Here is an 18,392-nt window from a genome sequence, read left to right on the forward strand (position 1 = left end):
GGACTCGTCAAAAAGTTCTTCTAAATTTCTTTCATCGTCTCCAAACTAAAAAGCTTGATGAGAACATAATTTCTCTTCAAGCTTTTTAGTACTTTATCAAATCTTAAACTGTTTCATCTTTTATATCAATATACCACTGGTCATTACTATCTACAGAACAAAATGAAATGGATTCTAACGAATGATAACCTTTAGAGGCAAGCATTTCCTTTAACCAATCTTTTGACTTCCTTAAGTCTTTTAAGGCTTTATCTTGTATTTTCCCATCAACGATTAATGGGATCACATAGCCCTTTTCCGAAATAGGTTGTTGATACTTTGATGATTTCTCGACAATGGATAACTTTCCAGACGGTTCTAAAATTGCAAATTCGACATCGTTTATACTTTTCGTTCCATTTTCTCTCAACTGCTGCATCAGGTCATTAAAGTTATACCGCTGCTTTCTCATTTCATGTTCGTCAATTTTCCCTTTCGACACAATGACGGAAGGCTTGCCCTCAAACCACCCTCTAAACAATCCACTTTTAAGTGATAACCACGCAGTGAATCTTTGGATTATTAATAACAAACCCATAGGAATGATGGAATGCAATAACGTAACACTTGGGTCTTCAATAGCAAAAACAGCCATTTCCGCAACCATAATAAATATAACTATATCTAAAAGACTTAACTCTCCTATTTCTCTTTTGCCCATCATTCGAAAAACAATGACAATCACTAAATATGTAATGATTGTTCGTAGCACGATTTTTCCAACATCCAGTTCCAAACAACACATCCCCTTAAAGGCTTCCTACTTTTTCTATTATTATTGCCTTAAAGGGAACAGTTATTCGAATTAAAGTGCTTCTTGGAATGGAAGTAAGTATCTTATGTAGATGTAGATGGTAGAAATAATTAAAGATACGATAACTAACGGAATACCGTACAATAGAAAGCGAACAAACGGGATTCGTTGCTTTGCTCCTTCAGCTAGGCCAGCAACAACAACGTTTGCGGATGCACCAATTAACGTACCATTGCCACCTAAACAGGCACCTAAGGCAAGTGACCACCACAAAGGATCTAAATTAGCCATTCCATATGATTGAAATTCTTTAATAACCGGAATCATTGCAGCAACAAATGGAATATTATCAACTATCCCTGAAAATAACCCTGATGTCCATAAAATGAGTAATGCTGTATAGGTAAGGTCCCCCTCTGTCATCCACATGATCCCTCTAGATAATTCATCAATCACACCTACTTCCTCTAATCCACCTACTAACATAAATAAACCAATAAAGAAGAACAGCGTGACCCATTCTACTTGTTCAAATATTTTTTCCGTTCCAGCCTCTTTCTCCGTCATTAAGAGTAGCAATAACGCCCCACAAACAGCAACTGTAGTCAATTCAATGTGAAAAACAGGGTGCAAGAGAAACCCAATGATTGTTAAAGACAATACAGTAATAGATTGATATAGCATTGGGGTTTTCTTTAAATAGTGTTCCCCTTCCATTTCCATTAACTGATTAACGAAACTTTCATCCTTAATTTTTAGCTGATTTTTGAAGAGAAAAATAACCGAAAAAATCATGACTAGAAAAATCAACAAAGAAATAGGTGCTACATTAACCAAAAAAGAAGTAAACGAAAGATGTTCTACAGCTTGACCAATCATAATATTTGGCGGATCACCTATTAACGTTGCAGTCCCACCAATGTTGGCACTAAAAATAATCGTCAGAAGGTATGGAAACGAATTTAATTCAAGTAATTTAGTCAACGTTAAGATGATTGGGACAAAAAGTAACACAGTAGTGACATTATCAAGAAGAGCAGATCCAATTGCAGTCATTAGTGATGAGCCAAACAACAACGGAATAGGTTTTCCTTTTACTTTCTGCGCAAATCGGATGGCAATAAATTCAAACAAACCTGTTTTCTTTGTAATGGATACGAGCACCATCATGGAAAATAATAGTGTCACAGTGTCCCAGTCTATATAATTGGAATAAGCATCCTCCCATTGATAAATACCGGTTAACAGTAGTAATGTTCCCCCTGAAAGGGCAACCAATGCTCGATTAATTTTTTCAGTCATAATAAAAAAATAACTAACCACAAAGACAGAAATTGCAATCGTAGATGACATATCTTGTCCCCTTTCAAGTAAAAAAAATTAACAACAATGTCCTTGATTTGACTTCATTTCACTACTACTAATGTATTCACAGAGTAGTAAAATATTTTATTCTATTTTATTTTTCTTCGAATAAAATGTAGCAATGGACAAACAGAGGAGGGAAAAAGATGGCAAAAACTCGAATGATTGCACTTGTTTACGGCTGGATTACTGTTTTAGCAGTTATGGTTTTTGCAAGCCTTGTTTTATCTTTATTGTTACGGTTTACTTCCCTGGGTGCGTCAACCATGACGTTGACTACGCTAATTGTTAGTATTATTGCACTCTTTGCTGGAGGATTAGTGGCTGGGTTAAAAGGTAAAGAGAAGGGTTGGATTCTTGGGGGACTTACTGGAATTGGTTTTACCGTTTTAATTCTATTATATCAATACCTTGGCTATAGCGGTGGATTTAATCTATCACAAATGTTACACCATGTTGGTTTTCTAGTTGCAGCATTAGTTGGTGGTGTCCTTGGTGTTAATATGAGTTCAGGACCAGCAGAAAAATAAGGCAAGCCTAAAGAAAACTCTATGTGGTGCTTATCCACATAGAGTTTTTAGTTTTTGTTACATGCGCAATAATTTTTAAAGTAACCTCAAAGCGGAGTGGACAGCTCTTGGATCTTTTTTCACTTTACTATCTTTTATGAATATGGATTAATCGCTAGTTTTTACATCTCTAATTGCTGAACGGTCGTATGTAAGTTTCGTACCATCCTGTACAGACAAAACAACAGAATCTTCATCTAACGAATGTACTGTTGCATGAAGACCACCAATTGTTACAATTTTGTCACCCTTTTTTAAGTCAGATTGCATTTGTCTAACTTTCTTCTGTTTCTTCTGCTGTGGGCGAATTAACAAGAAATAAAAGATAACAAACATTAAAATTATCGGTAACAGACTTACAATTGTTTCCATGAATTAACCTCCTTTTTTAAAAATTCTTTGCATTAGGCTTATTAAAACCATATTGTTCAAAGAATTCCTCTCTGAAATCACCAAGTCGATCTTCTTTAATAGCTTCTCGAACTTGCTCCATTAATTTTAACAGAAAATATAGATTATGGTAAGTAGTAAGTCTAAAACCGAACGTTTCATTACTCTTTATTAAATGCCTAATATATGCCCTTGTATAGTTTCTACACACATGACAGTCACAATTGTGATCGAGAGGAGTAAAATCTCGGGCAAATTTAGCATTTCTTACTACCAATCTTCCTTCTGAGGTCATACACGTACCGTTACGAGCAATTCTTGTAGGTAAAACACAATCAAACATGTCAATGCCCCTGATAGCACCGTCAATTAAAGAATCTGGTGAGCCAACTCCCATTAAATAACGGGCCTTGTTATCAGGTAAAAGTGGGGTCGTGAAATCCAATACTTTATTCATAATATCTTTAGGTTCACCTACAGATAACCCCCCGACTGCATATCCTGCAAAGTCCATTGATGTTAGATCTCTTGCACTCTGCTTGCGTAATTCTTCATATTCCCCGCCCTGTACAATACCAAACAACCCTTGGACATCAGGCCTATCATGAGCTGTCAAACAACGCTCAGCCCACCTGCTTGTTCGTTCTACAGATTGTTTCATATAATCAAAGGTGGCAGGGTATGGTGGACATTCATCAAATGCCATCATTATATCGGAGCCTAACGAATTTTGGATTTGCATCGCTTTTTCTGGCGATAAGAATAATTTCTCACCACTAATATGGTTTCTAAAATGGACACCTTGTTCTTCTATTTGGCGTAAGTCACTAAGACTAAAAACTTGAAATCCACCAGAATCAGTTAGAATAGCTCCATCCCAGTTCATGAATTTGTGTAAACCACCTGCCTCCTCAACGATGTCCTCACCGGGTCTGAGCCACAAATGATATGTGTTTGATAATATGATTTTAGCGTTCATCTGCTCCAATTCTTCTGGGCTCATCGTTTTAACTGTAGCAAGTGTACCAACCGGCATAAAAATAGGTGTTTCAAATGTCCCATGAGGAGTATGTACTTTTCCTAACCTTGCACCTGTTTGCTTACAGGTTTTAATTAATTCATAGGTGATTGCTGGCATAATCCTTCCCTTTCTAAGAAAAGCAAAAGAGCGCCTTGCTCTTCGCTAGACTTCTCCTGAATTTATTACTTTTTCAACTTTCTCACACAATTCTATAAAATGAGCATGGCATCGCCAAAACTAAAAAACCGATATCGTTCCTTCACAGCCTCTTCATATGCTTCTAGCGTAAAAGCTTGTCCAGCTAAAGCACTGACTAACATAATCAACGTTGATTTTGGTAAATGGAAATTTGTTAATAAGCCGTCAATGGCTCTAAATTGATACGGTGGATAAATAAAAATGTCTGTCCATCCACTTGTTGAAACAAACTCTCCATTATTGTCCCTAGCTATAGTTTCTAGTGTTCGAGTCGAAGTCGTCCCGACAGCGATAATTTTCTTCTTTTTTCTTTTGACATCATTGAGCAGCTCTGCCGTTTCACTAGACATATGGTAAAATTCTGAATGCATATCATGTTCCTCTATCTTATCAACACTAACAGGTCTAAATGTACCTAAACCAACATGTAGGGTGATAAATGCAATATTTACACCTTTTTCCTTTATTTCATCAAGTAGACTCGTAGTAAAGTGAAGACCAGCAGTTGGTGCAGCAGCAGAACCTTCTTCTTTAGCATAGACTGTTTGATACCTATTTCGGTCTGACAATTGTTCCTTAATATATGGTGGTAGTGGCATTTCACCGAGTTGATTCAGTACTTCGTAAAAGATCCCTTTATAATGAAACGTAAGAATTCTTCCTCCATGTGCTAGTTCCTTTTCACATTGAGCTGTTAAAAGACCATCTCCAAATGAAATGATTGTCCCTTCTTTTACTCTTTTGGCAGGTTTAACAAGTACTTCCCATTGATCATTATCTTTTTGATGAAGTAATAGTACCTCAACTTTCCCTCCTGTATCTTTTTTACTACCAAATAGACGGGCAGGTAATACCTTGGTATTGTTTAAAACCAAGCAATCACCAGCTTCTAGATAATCAAGAATATTTGAAAAATAGCTATGATTAATCGTTTGGGTTTGTCTATCCATTATCAATAACCGGGAAGAAGTCCTATCTTTAAGTGGTGTTTGAGCTATTAGCTCTTCCGGTAAGTGAAAATCAAAATCATTTATATCCATCTCGTTCTCCTCCACTTTGGCATAAGTATTTATACCTATTTTATCTGGGTTATAATAATCGGTGTTTGTATATTTAACAATTCCCCACTCACAACACACCTGTTTACTTAAACCGGCCAATAATATAAAAAATGGCAGATAAAATGATACTTACTACAATCGAGGTCATAATTGGAAAATGTAGGGAAAAGTTTCCCCTTTTTATACTAATATCGCCTGGTAACTTTCCGATTATTCCCCAAATTAAACCAATCAAAATAAAAACTACGCCTAAAATTATAAATATTTTACCAAATTCATTCAACTTGGCCGAACCTCCCGGTTAAAATGTTGATAGGCTTTACTTGTTACCTGTCTTCCCCGTGGTGTTCGCTGAATAAATCCCATTTGTAATAAATAAGGTTCATAGACATCTTCAATTGTTTGAGACTCTTCTCCAATCGTTGCAGCAATGGTATCAAGACCAACTGGACCACCATGAAATCCATCTATTATTGTCAATAACAGTTTATGGTCTATATGATCTAACCCGGCTGGGTCTACTTGTAACATTTCTAATGCTTGTTTCGTTGTTTCTAATGAAATTTCCTTTTCACCAGATACTTGTGAAATGTCCCTCACTCGCTTTAATAACCGATTAGCAATCCGAGGTGTCCCTCTAGATCTTTTTGCAATTTCAATCGCGGCCTGCCTTATAATGGAGACATTAAAAATCTCTGCTGTACGTTCTACAATAGCACATAAGTCTTTTGTTTCATAAAATTCTAAACGACTCAGCACGCCAAATCGATCTCTTAGTGGAGCTGTCAACAATCCAGCACGTGTTGTTGCTCCAACAAGCGTGAAAGGTGGTAAATCAAGTCGGACTGACCTTGCACTCGAACCAGACCCTATGATAATATCCAGACAAAAATCTTCCATTGCGGGATATAATATTTCTTCTACCGACCTTGGCAGACGGTGAATTTCGTCAATAAATAAAACATCACCTGCTTCTAAAGAAGATAAAATGGCAGCTAAATCACCTGCCCTTTCAATGGCAGGCCCAGAAGTAGTTCGAAATTGAACATCCATTTCGTTAGCAATGATCGACGCAAGAGTTGTTTTTCCAAGTCCAGGAGGGCCGTATAACAACACGTGATCAAGTGGTTCATTTCTCAATTTCGCCGCTTGAATAAAAATACTTAAATTATTTTTAGCTTTATCCTGTCCGATATATTGCTTTAACGTACTAGGGCGCAAACTCAATTCAATGGATGCATCTTCATCTTGAAGTTGGCTTGAGATCATTCGGTCTTCCATGTAAATACCTCCTTCCTTTATTTCATAAGTAAGGCTAAACCTCTGCGCACAAGGTCATCTGTTGATTCTAACGCTTCATTCTTAAGTTTTGGAACAATCGATTTGATTTCCTTTTCAGAGTACCCTAATGATTTTAATGCTTCTAATGCTTCATTTACAGCCTTATTTGAACTTTCTTGATTTGAATCGGTATTTACCTTGTCTTCTGATTGGATAGAAAAGTCAAATGGTAGTTTCCCTTTCAAGTCTAAAATCATTTGACGTGCAGTCTTTTTACCTACACCTGGAAAACCTGTGAGAAACTTTTCGTTTTCCTCTTCTATTGCTACCACAAATTCATTCACTCCTACGGTAGCTAAAATAGCCAGGGCTCCTTTTGGTCCAATTCCCGAAACGTTTAATATTTTAGAAAATAATAACTTATCGTCCGGGTGTTTAAATCCATAGAGTACTTGGGTATCTTCTCGAACGTAATGGTAAGTATAAACAATTACTGTTTCTTTCCACTTGTCTTGAAAATAAAAAGGATTTGGACAAATAATTTCATAGCCAACTCCATTTGCTTCTACTATGATAGCATTTTCGTTGATTACTTCAAGGCCACCTTTTATGTATGCAATCATTTAGTTTCCCCCCGCCTTCGCTTTCTTTATCATTATTTTAGCATGCAATCGTATGTTCGTATATTCTCGTGTAACTACCTAGAAATCTACTTGGCTATTTTATAATATACTAGCAGCACGGTTTAAACAAAACCTTTCACAAAAAGACCCGCATCCAAAGGTGCGGGTTATTACCGTTATTAACTGTTTAACTGTCGTGTTACTTGTTTATATGAGTCTAATACAAATCGATAAACTTCTTTCGTATCAATTTTAATACCAGCTTTTAACTGCTTTGCTTGATTACTTTCTAATTCACTTGTATCGATTTGATAAAAAGATTCTATGATTTGCTCATCTTCCGGCTTTCCTTCGAATATAGTCAAAATATCATTTTTCAACCCAAAGTAGCCATTTTCCTTTAAGTATGGTGAAATGTCCGCAATATCTTGTTTAAAAACAATTTCCCCTTGATGTTGCTCGACCAACTGCCAATCTTGATAGTTCGCCCAGAAATCTTCCATAGACCATATCGTCTCTTTAAACGTACTCTCCTCTACTCGTCCATCAAGATAATATTTTTGAAGCGTAATTTCAATCTCAAGCGGGTCTTGTTGAAAAGTAGAATTATTATTTTCTGTTACCGAGCTTTCTTTTTGCTTTTGTTCATCTTGAGCCTGTTGGTCTTGAGCATCGGCTGAAATAGCTACCCCACTTACTAGCATTACATAAAATAGAGCAAGAAGGAACAACTGCTTTTTCATTCCCGTTCACCTCAATTAGTATTAAATTTAAACATGGAAAGATTTGTTTTCATTTAACTAAGTTAAAAGTTTAAAAACAATTCCTTTAGTAAAAGTTTCACCAAAATAAACAAATCTATCCATATAAATTTATTGGTGCATAGGCGCCGAATCTGGACGAGGCTAACTTGTTACCCGCAAAGAAAAATCCTTTGCCACAATGTAGCAAAGGATTTTTCCGTTTTTGTCATTGGGATAGCCAAATTTAATCATTTCCCTTTGGAAATCTTGCTTGTCTATCCTTCAGTTCATTCCAGTAGACATCATCAGTCCAGACGATTACCTCTTTATCTGTTACAATTTTACTTGCTGTACGATAGATTTGCTCTTTGATTTGCTCAATTCCAGTACTATACTCTTCTTGGTCCAACATTACAGATACGAAAACTTTATCCTCTGTTGAATATACCTGTGATAATTTTACAGCTTCTATACGATTGACTGCATTACCTACCTTGATGGACTCCTCACTATAAAAACCATTTTCACTATTGTTCGATTCTGGTCTATTAAGGTCTGTAAGATAACCATCAAGCAGTTGATCAGCATCTTCTGATTCACGCCCATAGTTCGTCTGATTTGCTTCTAGCCGGTTTATTTCTTCTTGCTTCGTATTGTAGGCAAGTGGACTATTATCCGTACTATTATCCATATCACCTATCTTACCATTGTTCGCTCCTTCTTGGGCAAGGCAACCGACAAGAGAAACGCTTAGTAAAAGAGGCAAGAAGGCAACGACAACAATTTTATTCATAATTAAAACCTCCTTTATTACTATCATCTAATAAAGGAGGTTTTTTTAATCTGTTAGTTATAGGAAATTAGAAGGATTCAGGTGCTTTTGCCATCTCTCGTTTATGCGCAGAATTACGATGGAGACGCTCAATGATTTGTTGATCTTTTTCAGGAATTTTCTCACCCTTTAAGTACTTATCAATCATGTCGTAACTCGTACCCATTTCGTTCTCATCTGTTTGACCTTCCCAAAGACCAGCACTAGGCTGTTTGTTAATGATCTCCTCGGGCACATCCAGAAAGTTTGCCATCTCGCGCACTTCACCCTTAGTCATGTGAACTAATGGAACAAGGTCAACACCACCATCACCAAATTTAGTGAAATATCCAGTATGCCATTCTGCCGCATTATCCGTCCCGACAACAAGGTACTGATGGTTCGTTGCTATCGTGTACAAGGTACTCATGCGTAACCTTGCACGTAAATTAGCATCTGCCAATTGTTGCTTTGCTTTATCTAATGTTTGGTTACCGTCTAATTGCTTCACTATTGTAGAAAACAACAAATCATGGGATTCAGTTAAATCCACTGTAATGGTATCAATCCCAGCACGTTCGATCACTTTTTGTGCATGCTCCATATCTTGCGGATTGCTTTTACAAGGCATAATTACACCAAGTGATTGATCAGGAGCTGCCCTTTTAATCAAATTTGTTACAACAGCTGAATCAATTCCTCCGCTTACTCCTACTAACAACCCTTTTACACCAGCATCTTTTATTTGTTGTTGTAACCACTGAACAAGTTGATCTACTCTATCCTGCATGAACATTGTCCCCTTCCAACCTAATAATTATTATAATAGCATACGATCAACTGCTTCGACAAATCGCCTCCTCTTCTCCCAGTTATTGGAAAGGTTATCTAAATAATAAAAGATTTTTTCCATACTTGGCTTTTTCTGTAAAAATGTCCACCACTCTCTAATAAGGTCAGAAGGAATGGTAATTCCGTACAACCAAAGGTTAATATCTTGCTTATTTGTTAGGGAACAATACCCAAGCAATTGGTCAATATCCCATTGAATAAATGGTAAAAAACGCTGACCGAGCTGTATGTGATCATAAAGCAGTGGAGACAATGACAATAAATCAAAATCAATTAAATGGACTGCTCCATCTCTATCCCTAATAAAATTATGTGAGGCCACATCGCCATGAATCCATGTCCAATTTCTCATTGCGTTATGTTCCAAATCAAACCAATGAAAATTTTCAAAATGGGAAAGCCTGGATTCTGTAGTGCTTAATAGGTCAAGGTAAAGTGTTGAAAAACCTGATTTCCTCATGGTTGATTCAGTGTATTTTAACTTGGTTATTCTTTTGGTCCATTTTACATAAAGCGGATGACGTAAAATCGGTTGTTTAATTTTTGTTCCTTCCGCAAGCCCATGAAATAGTTTAACTGTTTCCAACGCTTGTTGCCTGTCAACCTCTGAAGAAAAATGTAAGGTTTCACCGTTTATAAAGGGAGCAATTGTCCAGACTTTTTCATCCCAGACCATCCATTCCTCGCCGTGTGGAAACGGAACAAATTTGTTGATGTGCTTGGATTCGTTAAGCTGTTTAAAAAATCGCCACTGTTGCACAACTACACTCAAGGAATTATTCCCTTTTAAAATATATACTTTCCCATTTGCCGTTTTAATCTGATACACATTTTCTTTGATAGGATAAATTGAAACTACTTTCATACCAGCTTTCTGTTTTAGAAAGGAAGAGAGACGATCCTGGTACGAATCGTCTCTTTCACTCCACCTATTCATTTCCACCATTTTCTTTTTTATGTCGATATTTTTGATTAAGATTATAACCTTGCTGCTCGGGATACCATGTTCCATGCATTGGAACTGGGTATGGTTGTGCTGCTCCATATCCAGGTGACAAATACCCCTGATTTCCTGGCATATAGCCATTAAATCCTTGTGGATAGCCTGTAGGAACGAATGGACTATAACCACCAATCCCAGGATTGGAATTGCCAATTGGACCAAAATCACCTGCTTGAGGATAACTACTAGTAAGATTAGGGTAACCTAAACCATAAGAAGAGACCCCATCAGTCCCAGGGTAGGTTCCGGGAATATCCCCATTTTTATAGCTTTGATCTTGTTGGTACATACCAGCTAAATGGCTAGGCATTTGTGGCATTTCTAAGCTGGATGATGACTCCATTACATCTTCATGGAACGGTTGTGTTTGATACGGTGTTCCGGCACCGTAACCTTCAGGATAACTTACCCCTGGGTTTGTCATTTGATAATGCGGTTGTGCAGGATACACTTGTGCTGGATTGTTTTGAACATGTTGAACTGGTTTTTGTAATGCATACGGTACATTCGGTGTTGGTTTATGCGAACCACAGCAAGGTTTTGATGGATAATACTGCACTGGTGGAGCAACTTGCTGATAACCATAGTGCGGATTAACTGGAACTGTTGGAGGACTTGGAACTTGATGTGATGGTATACTAGCTGGTTGATATGGTGCATTTTGATAACTGATTTTTTCTTTTTGATATTGCGGAACCTCTGGTATATTAAGCTCACCATATCCTTCATTTTCTAATGGTGGCAAATTAGGAATGTTTACAGGTTTCATCGGTAATTTTTCTTTTTCCTTCATTGGTTTCTTATGGTCATCTTCCTTCATTACTGGTGTTGCTTTCTTAGACGTATCTTTGTACGGGGTCTTAACTTCTGGTGTGTCTTTTGTTGGTATTTTTTTCATTTCTTTTTCTAGAGGTGGTTGCTTTGCTTCATTATTCTTTTTCTTATCTTCTTTTCTGACTAGTTTTGAATGTGTCGGTATTTTGATTTTCATTCCTGGCATGACTTTATCTGGGTCTGATAAATGACTATTTTCTTTTTTAAGCTCATCGAAATCAACTCCATATTGTTGCGCTAATTCACGCAGCGTTTCACCTTTTTGAGCGACATGAATTTTCACCACTGAAACTCCCTTCTATGTTTGATACTTTTTACATGCTGGGTAAACATAATAGAATAAGTCACTACCAACATATGCGAATTACCCAAAATGTTGATTAAAAAATTAAAAGTAAAGACAAAATAACATAAAAAAAGAATAAAAAGGGTATGAAATCTAAGGAGACTTAATACCCTTTTTGATTTAAATAATATTAGGAGTGTTCTAGCATCCTTTGGAGCGCTAATTTAGCAAAATCTGCTGTTTGTTGATCAACGATAATTTGATTAATCACATTTCCGTTATCTAATTGTTCAAGCGTATAGAGCAAGTGCGGTAAATCAATTCTATTCATAGTCAAACACGGACACATAAAAGGGTTTAAGGACACGATTTCTTTATCAGGGTGTGCTTTAATCAGTCGATTAACAAGGTTCATTTCTGTTCCGACTGCCCATTTACTTCCCTTTGGTGCCTGCTCAATTCTATCTATAATATATGTTGTTGAGCCTGCATAGTCTGATTGATCTACGACTTCTCTACTGCACTCAGGGTGAACAAGAATATTCATATCGGGTTTTTCTGCCCTTATTTTTTCAACATTTGCAACAGTAAAATTTTCATGGACAGAACAGTGACCTTTCCACAAAATTACTTTTACTTGTTCTAGGTCCCCTTCATATTCAAAAGAAGTTGTATTCGGATTCCAAACTGCCATTTGATTTAAAGGCACACCTAAGTCATAGGCAGTATTTCGACCGAGATGCTGGTCGGGCAAAAACAATATTCGTTCCTTTTGCTTAAAGGCCCACGTCACCATTTCTTTTGCATTGGAAGAGGTTACTGTTGCTCCTCCACGTTCCCCAACAAACGCTTTGATAGCTGCCGTGGAGTTCACATAAGTTAATGGAAGTACGCTATCTCCGAATGTCGCTTGAATCACTTTCCAGCTTTTTTCTGTCTGTTTAATAGTGGCCATATCGGCCATCGAACAGCCTGCTCGCATATCAGGTAAAATAACTTTTTGATTATCATTCGTCAAAATATCTGCTGTTTCTGCCATAAAGTGAACGCCACAAAAAACAACATACTCAGCAAGTGTATTTTCAGCAGATACTTGAGCAAGTTTTAGTGAATCCCCGGTTGCATCTGCAAATTGGATGACCTCATCTTTTTGATAGTGGTGTCCAGGTATGAATAACTTTTTCCCAAACTTTTGTTTTATAGCTCGAACTCTTTTTACCATTTCTTGATGACTTAACTCTTTATATCGATTTGGCATTTGTTGACTAGACTGTTGCAATGTTTCTAATATATTCATTTACATTCCCCTCTCTCTTTTACATCCAAGCTAATATCTAAAGCTTTAACAGAGTGCGTCAACATACCTAATGAAATGTATTGGACTCCGCTATCTCGATACAATGAGATATTGTCTATCGTGATATTTCCTGATACTTCAGAGATGATGGAACTAGGAATAAGCGGAACCAATTCTTTCACTTTTTCCGGTGAACAGTTGTCTAACATGATTACATCCACACCTACATCCACTGCCTCAAGTAGCTGTTCTTTATTTTCTGTTTCTACCTCAATCTTGACCATGTGACCTAGTGATTTCCTTACTCTTTGGACCGCCTCCGTTATCGAGCCACAAAACGCAATATGATTGTCCTTGATCATTATTCCATCATCAAGACCAAATCGGTGATTAAAGCCGCCTCCACATGTAACAGCATATTTTTCATACATACGCAGTCCTGGTGTTGTTTTTCGTGTATCACATATCCTCGTATAATCACTATTCAACGTTTTAACAGCCAAGTCCGTCAGGGTTGCAATTCCACTCAGACGTTGTACGAGATTGAGAATGACTCGCTCTCCTGTTAACAAAGTTCGTACATTGCCGTATACAGATGCGATAAGATCACCTGAATAGACTGATTCTCTATCTTTTTTTAAAGTCGTTATTTTAACATCAGGGTCTAATAGATGATAAACCTCTGAAATGATTCGACAGCCAGCTAAAGTCCCTTCTGCTTTAGCAACAAAATGTCCTTCCCCTATAGCATCTTCAGGAAAAATTAATTCACTTGTAACATCTCTATCTCCAATGTCCTCAATCAGAAATTGGTGTAAACTCTCTCTTAATTTTAACCTGTTCATTTTCCCACTCCTGTCATAGCAACTATAGTCTCCTTGTTTTGTTGCTCAATATGCTTATTTTGCCAATTGTTGTCGTTACTTACTGGATAATCACTCCGGTAGTGAGCACCCCTACTTTCTGTTCTTTGCAGTGCTGAGGTTACAATTAACCAACATGTAGTTAGCAAATTTATCTGATTATGTTCATCTAAGGTAAAAGTAAAAGTTTGTTCATTCGTAAACATTTGGAAAGAAAACTTCTCTATCCATGATTTAGCATAGAGCAAGTCTTTCTCACAACGTTCAATCCCAACATACTTAGACATGATAGCCCTTACCTCTTCAGTTGTCGGTAAAGGTGGCCGCTTCACGTTAGCATTCCCTCTTGAAGCAGGACTGCTTACTCGAACCTTACGATTGGTGCATGCCATTAAATAGTTTCCTAGCAGATTTGAATATACCAATCCTTCTAATAAAGAGTTGCTTGCTAATCGATTGGCCCCATGGACACCATTATTCGCAACTTCACCGATGGCATAGAGTCCTTTTACGGTGGTTAACCCTAACAAGTCCGTCTTTACTCCCCCCATACAAAAATGCGCACCAGGAGCTACAGGAATTCTGCCATCTTTTGTCGATATGTTAGCTTGTTCACATAAGGAGGTAATTGTTGGAAACTTATGCTCGAAATCATTTATCATCGAAATATCAAGAAATACCTCTTTCCCTTGTTTCACGTATCGGTGAATTTCTCTCGCGACGATGTCTCTAGGTGCTAAATCTAACAGCGGGTGCACCCCATTCATTATCGAGGTTCCATCCTTTAATCGAAGTATTGCTCCTTCACCGCGGACAGCTTCTGAAACTAAGCCGTAACATTGCCCTTTGCTGCAAAGCATTGTTGGATGAAATTGGATAAATTCCATGTCGGTTATTTTTGCTCCTGCACGATAGGCAAGCGCAATACCATCCCCCATGACAGATGGATCGTTAGAAGTTACCTGATAAACGGCGCCACAACCACCCGTAGCTAAAACGATATGATTGGCATAATAAGTGGAAAATTCATTTGCTTTATTACATGTAATTACTCCCAAGCACTGATTATCTTCGACGATTAATTCTACAGCAGTTGCTTCTTCCATGATTGTTACATTTCCAGAAATTCGATTAATTAGAAAGTCCATCAACCTTTTTCCTGTCGAGTCCCCACCTGCGTGTAAGATTCTTCGTTGTTGATGTGCTCCCTCTTTCCCGAGCAAGAATTTTCCTGATGAATCCTGATCAAACAAAAAACCTTTATTCATTAATTGTTCTATAACAATTGGACCGCTATTAACTAGTGTTTCGACAGCTTGCTCATCATTGAACTTGCAACCGGCAACAATCGTATCCATATAGTGTTTCTCACAATTATCATTTGGATCTACCACACAAGCAATTCCCCCCTGTGCCCTAATTGAATTACTATTGCGTATCGATGATTTTGTTAAAACAATCACATTTTTATTGTCACGAATTTTATCTGCTAAAGTTAAAGCTGCCAGACCACAACCAATAATAATAACTGTTTCTTTTTCGATCATCCACACCACCTACCCAGTTGTCTTTACACCTATATTTACACATAAATATATAGATGACAAGACTTTTTTTTGTGATAGTATGATAGTTAAGGGATATTGGTTAGAAAAAAACTTTGATACGAGAGGGATTCGCCTATGATATATTTAGATTATGCCGCAACTACTCCAATTAGCGAAACAGCGTTACACGTTTTCAACGAGGTTTCTAGACGATATTTTGGAAATACAAATAGCTTACACGACACAGGGACATCTGCAAAAACACTATACGAAAACTGCAAACGACAATTGGCACAATTAATTGGCGGAGAACCTTCTGCGCTCCACTTCACTAGCGGGGGCACTGATGGAAATCAGAAGGCAATTGAAGCATTACTCCATGCGGCAAAGTCAAAAGGAAACCATATTATCACAACGGCTCTAGAACATAAATCAATAGTAAATTATCTCAGTTATCTTGAAGCAAATGATGGGTATGATGTTTCCATTGTACCAGTAGACACAAACGGGATAGTCGACATCAATGAATTGAAGAAATACATCAAAAAGGAAACTGTTTTAGTATCGATTCAACATGCAAATTCTGAAATAGGTGTTATTCAGCCTATTAGTCAAATTGGTACGTTATTAAAAGAGAAAGGAATACTGTTTCATTGTGACTGTGTCCAAACTTTCGGAAAAATACCAATAGATGTTAACCGGTTATTGGTCGATAGTTTAACAGTATCAAGCCATAAAGTATATGGCCCAAAGGGTGTTGGTGCAATCTACTTAACCCCCTCGATTGAAAAGCTTGACCTTGCAGCATTAAAATTACCTTATTCAGGTACAATTAATCTACCGGGGATTGCTTCTTTTGTTGCAGCCGCACAAGAGACGACAGAACTAATGGAAGAGGAGTATTCACGTCTACATCAGTTACGTGCGTATTTCACAGACCAACTTTTACAGCGCCAATTGGATGTAGAGGTAATCACTACTCACGATCAATTGCCACATATTATTGGATTAATAATAGGAAAGATCCAAGGGGATTATGCCATGTTAGAATTGAACCGATATGGCATAGAAGTTTCGACAGGAAGTGCGTGTACCGCCGGGATGCAGGAGCCTTCAAAGACTTTACTCGCCATCGGGAAAGATAAAACAAAAGCAAAACAATTTATTCGTTTATCTTTAGGAAGGAGTACCTCTAAAAATTCGCTTAATGACGTAATTAAAACCTGCGCAAAAATTATCCAATCTTTTAGTTAGGAAGGAAAAATGAACAATGAAAAATAAGAATAAAGTTTTAGGAGAAGATCGTAAGTCATTAATCTTAAAATGGTTAAAAGAACAAAATCGTCCAATAACAGGTGGAGAACTAGCCGAGCTAACTAATGTAAGTAGACAAGTGATTGTCCAAGATATTTCGGTACTAAAGGCAAAAAACGAACCAATTATCGCAACCAGTCAAGGCTATATTTATTTACAAGATAATCATCGTCCAACCCAATATGAACGAGTAGTTGCATGCAAGCACGCACCTGATCAAACAAGGACAGAATTGGAACTACTTGTTGATCACGGAGTAACTGTTAAAAATGTAATTATTGAACATCCTGTATACGGAGATTTGGAAGCATCTATCATGGTTAGTAATCGAACAGAAGTTGATCAGTTCATCAAAAAAATAGATGAGACAAATTCCCCCTACCTACTACAACTAACAGATGGCATCCATCTTCACACACTTGTAGCGGACTCTAATGATAAATTGGACCTTGCATATAAAGCACTAACGGAAGCAGGTATGATTTTAGAGGAATAAGGATTACGTCATTGTTTCCTTATTATACCAAGAGTTTAGGCCATCGAGCAAAAGACTATTTTTACTAATTAAAAATGAGTCAGTAGCAACTTAGTTTAAGCTAACTGACTCACCTTCATTATTAGGGAATAGGGTCGTGATGTGATTTATCCTATTTCCTTTCATCTTTACTACGATTCATAAAAATAGTACGGATAACTCCCCAAAATTTCAATCGAACAGCCAATCGCTTCTAATTCAGCAATTGAATTTGGAATAAGGATGTCATCCCATTTTTTTTCAATATCTACAATAAAGAAATAATTTCCTAATCCAGTCTTCATCGGTCGAGATTCAATTTTTGATAGATTTATTCCACGCCATGCAAACGCCGATAGCACTTGGTGAAGGGCGCCTGGATGGTCCGTTGGTAAAGTAATCATCAAGGTTGTTTTATACCCTTTCACCTTTAACTTTCTTGGAGAGTGGTCGGTATCACCTTTATGTAAAATAACAAACCTTGTATGGTTATTATCAAAATCATGAATATCCTTTTTCACAATTGTCAAACCGTATTCCAATGCAGCAAGGTGATTACCAATTGATGCAATATTTAATTCTGGGTGTTCACTAACATATTGTGAAGCAGCACCAGTTGACGTCGCATATTCAACACTAGCTCGTTTCAACTCAGCGTGTAAAAAGCGATGACATTGTGCAATTGCATGTGGATGAGAGTATACTTTCTCAATTTCTTTCCAATTATGTTGATTGTCCAGATGCACCATTAAGTGTTGTCTAATTGGGACATCAACTTCTCCGATAATCTTTAGTCTTTTCTTTTGAATAATATAGTCAATCGTTAAATTAACTGATCCTTCAATTGCATTTTCTAAAGGAACCACCGCATAGGTCACATGACCTTGGTCTACTGCATCAATACACTCTGGGATTGTCGTATAGCTATATTTTTTCTCTCCGTTAAACAATGCATCAACCGCTACTTTCGTAAATGTCCCTTTTGGTCCAAGGTAACCAATCTTATGACTCATTCCATATCCCCCCT

The 18,392-nt window shown here is 37.2% G+C and carries 20 protein-coding genes; 3 read left to right on the forward strand and 17 right to left on the reverse strand.

Annotated features, from left to right (window positions below; genetic code table 11):
• Nucleotides 1–103: 103 nt before the first annotated feature.
• Nucleotides 104–703 (reverse strand): YetF domain-containing protein, encoded by a 600-nt coding sequence (locus NC799_RS01765; RefSeq protein WP_417006660.1) that lies wholly within the window; start codon nt 701–703, stop codon nt 104–106.
• Between the two features lie 141 nt (nt 704–844).
• A complete protein-coding gene (locus NC799_RS01770) occupies nt 845–2,146 on the reverse strand; it encodes an ArsB/NhaD family transporter (protein ID WP_272444596.1) in 1,302 nt (433 codons plus the stop codon).
• Between the two features lie 158 nt (nt 2,147–2,304).
• On the opposite strand from NC799_RS01770, the gene NC799_RS01775 reads away from it, so the two are divergent.
• The gene (locus NC799_RS01775; protein ID WP_272444597.1) at nt 2,305–2,688 is read left to right on the forward strand and encodes a TIGR04086 family membrane protein; all 384 of its coding nucleotides are present in this window, start codon (nt 2,305–2,307) and stop codon (nt 2,686–2,688) included.
• A gap of 147 nt (nt 2,689–2,835) precedes the next feature.
• Here NC799_RS01775 and yajC read toward each other — a convergent pair whose 3' ends face one another.
• From yajC to nadB, 14 genes are all read right to left on the reverse strand, one after another.
• The gene (gene yajC, locus NC799_RS01780) at nt 2,836–3,099 is read right to left on the reverse strand and encodes a preprotein translocase subunit YajC (protein ID WP_272444598.1); all 264 of its coding nucleotides are present in this window, start codon (nt 3,097–3,099) and stop codon (nt 2,836–2,838) included.
• A gap of 16 nt (nt 3,100–3,115) precedes the next feature.
• Entirely contained in the window at nt 3,116–4,255 is a 1,140-nt protein-coding gene (gene tgt / locus NC799_RS01785; protein ID WP_272444599.1) for a tRNA guanosine(34) transglycosylase Tgt, read from the reverse strand.
• Between the two features lie 92 nt (nt 4,256–4,347).
• Nucleotides 4,348–5,376 (reverse strand): tRNA preQ1(34) S-adenosylmethionine ribosyltransferase-isomerase QueA, encoded by a 1,029-nt coding sequence (gene queA, locus NC799_RS01790; protein ID WP_272444600.1) that lies wholly within the window; start codon nt 5,374–5,376, stop codon nt 4,348–4,350.
• A 103-nt stretch (nt 5,377–5,479) separates the two neighbouring features.
• Nucleotides 5,480–5,680: a DUF2905 domain-containing protein gene (locus NC799_RS01795; RefSeq protein ID WP_272444601.1), complete on the reverse strand. Its 201-nt coding sequence runs from the start codon at nt 5,678–5,680 to the stop codon at nt 5,480–5,482.
• The gene (ruvB, locus tag NC799_RS01800) at nt 5,677–6,678 is read right to left on the reverse strand and encodes a Holliday junction branch migration DNA helicase RuvB (protein WP_272444602.1); all 1,002 of its coding nucleotides are present in this window, start codon (nt 6,676–6,678) and stop codon (nt 5,677–5,679) included. The genes NC799_RS01795 and ruvB overlap by 4 nt, the downstream gene beginning before the upstream one ends.
• 17 nt (nt 6,679–6,695) lie before the next feature.
• Nucleotides 6,696–7,301 (reverse strand): Holliday junction branch migration protein RuvA, encoded by a 606-nt coding sequence (gene ruvA, locus NC799_RS01805; protein WP_272444603.1) that lies wholly within the window; start codon nt 7,299–7,301, stop codon nt 6,696–6,698.
• A 179-nt stretch (nt 7,302–7,480) separates the two neighbouring features.
• Nucleotides 7,481–8,044, reverse strand: a complete 564-nt coding sequence (locus NC799_RS01810; protein ID WP_272444605.1) for a BofC C-terminal domain-containing protein — start codon at nt 8,042–8,044, stop codon at nt 7,481–7,483.
• Nucleotides 8,045–8,288: 244 nt separating this feature from the next.
• Nucleotides 8,289–8,837, reverse strand: a complete 549-nt coding sequence (locus tag NC799_RS01815; RefSeq protein ID WP_272444606.1) for a YhcN/YlaJ family sporulation lipoprotein — start codon at nt 8,835–8,837, stop codon at nt 8,289–8,291.
• 67 nt (nt 8,838–8,904) lie between these two features.
• The gene (gene nadE, locus NC799_RS01820; protein ID WP_272444607.1) at nt 8,905–9,645 is read right to left on the reverse strand and encodes an NAD(+) synthase; all 741 of its coding nucleotides are present in this window, start codon (nt 9,643–9,645) and stop codon (nt 8,905–8,907) included.
• A 30-nt stretch (nt 9,646–9,675) separates the two neighbouring features.
• Nucleotides 9,676–10,644, reverse strand: coding sequence for a phosphotransferase (locus NC799_RS01825; protein WP_272444608.1), 969 nt, complete (start codon nt 10,642–10,644; stop codon nt 9,676–9,678).
• Nucleotides 10,637–11,827, reverse strand: a complete 1,191-nt coding sequence (locus tag NC799_RS01830) for a LysM peptidoglycan-binding domain-containing protein (RefSeq protein WP_272444609.1) — start codon at nt 11,825–11,827, stop codon at nt 10,637–10,639. The genes NC799_RS01825 and NC799_RS01830 overlap by 8 nt, the downstream gene beginning before the upstream one ends.
• 193 nt (nt 11,828–12,020) lie before the next feature.
• Complete coding sequence (nadA, locus tag NC799_RS01835; protein ID WP_272444610.1) at nt 12,021–13,127, reverse strand: quinolinate synthase NadA; 1,107 nt, start codon at nt 13,125–13,127, stop codon at nt 12,021–12,023.
• Complete coding sequence (nadC, locus tag NC799_RS01840; RefSeq protein ID WP_272444611.1) at nt 13,124–13,972, reverse strand: carboxylating nicotinate-nucleotide diphosphorylase; 849 nt, start codon at nt 13,970–13,972, stop codon at nt 13,124–13,126. The genes nadA and nadC overlap by 4 nt, the downstream gene beginning before the upstream one ends.
• Nucleotides 13,969–15,537, reverse strand: coding sequence for an L-aspartate oxidase (nadB, locus tag NC799_RS01845; protein ID WP_272444612.1), 1,569 nt, complete (start codon nt 15,535–15,537; stop codon nt 13,969–13,971). Before nadB ends, nadC begins: the two co-directional genes overlap by 4 nt.
• A gap of 135 nt (nt 15,538–15,672) precedes the next feature.
• Between nadB and NC799_RS01850 the strand changes: the two genes are divergently transcribed.
• Nucleotides 15,673–16,791: an IscS subfamily cysteine desulfurase gene (locus NC799_RS01850; protein WP_272444613.1), complete on the forward strand. Its 1,119-nt coding sequence runs from the start codon at nt 15,673–15,675 to the stop codon at nt 16,789–16,791.
• A gap of 16 nt (nt 16,792–16,807) precedes the next feature.
• On the forward strand, nt 16,808–17,347 hold the full coding sequence (locus NC799_RS01855; protein WP_272444614.1) for a transcription repressor NadR: 540 nt from the start codon (nt 16,808–16,810) through the stop codon (nt 17,345–17,347).
• A 170-nt stretch (nt 17,348–17,517) separates the two neighbouring features.
• On the opposite strand, the gene pheA is transcribed toward NC799_RS01855, so the two are convergent.
• Nucleotides 17,518–18,378 carry a prephenate dehydratase gene (gene pheA, locus NC799_RS01860; protein ID WP_272444615.1) on the reverse strand — a complete coding sequence of 287 codons (861 nt, stop codon included), beginning with the start codon at nt 18,376–18,378 and terminating at the stop codon, nt 17,518–17,520.
• Nucleotides 18,379–18,392: the final 14 nt, after the last annotated feature.

The organism is Aquibacillus salsiterrae (genome assembly GCF_028416595.1).
In the GTDB taxonomy this organism is placed as follows: domain Bacteria; phylum Bacillota; class Bacilli; order Bacillales; family Amphibacillaceae; genus Aquibacillus_A; species Aquibacillus_A salsiterrae.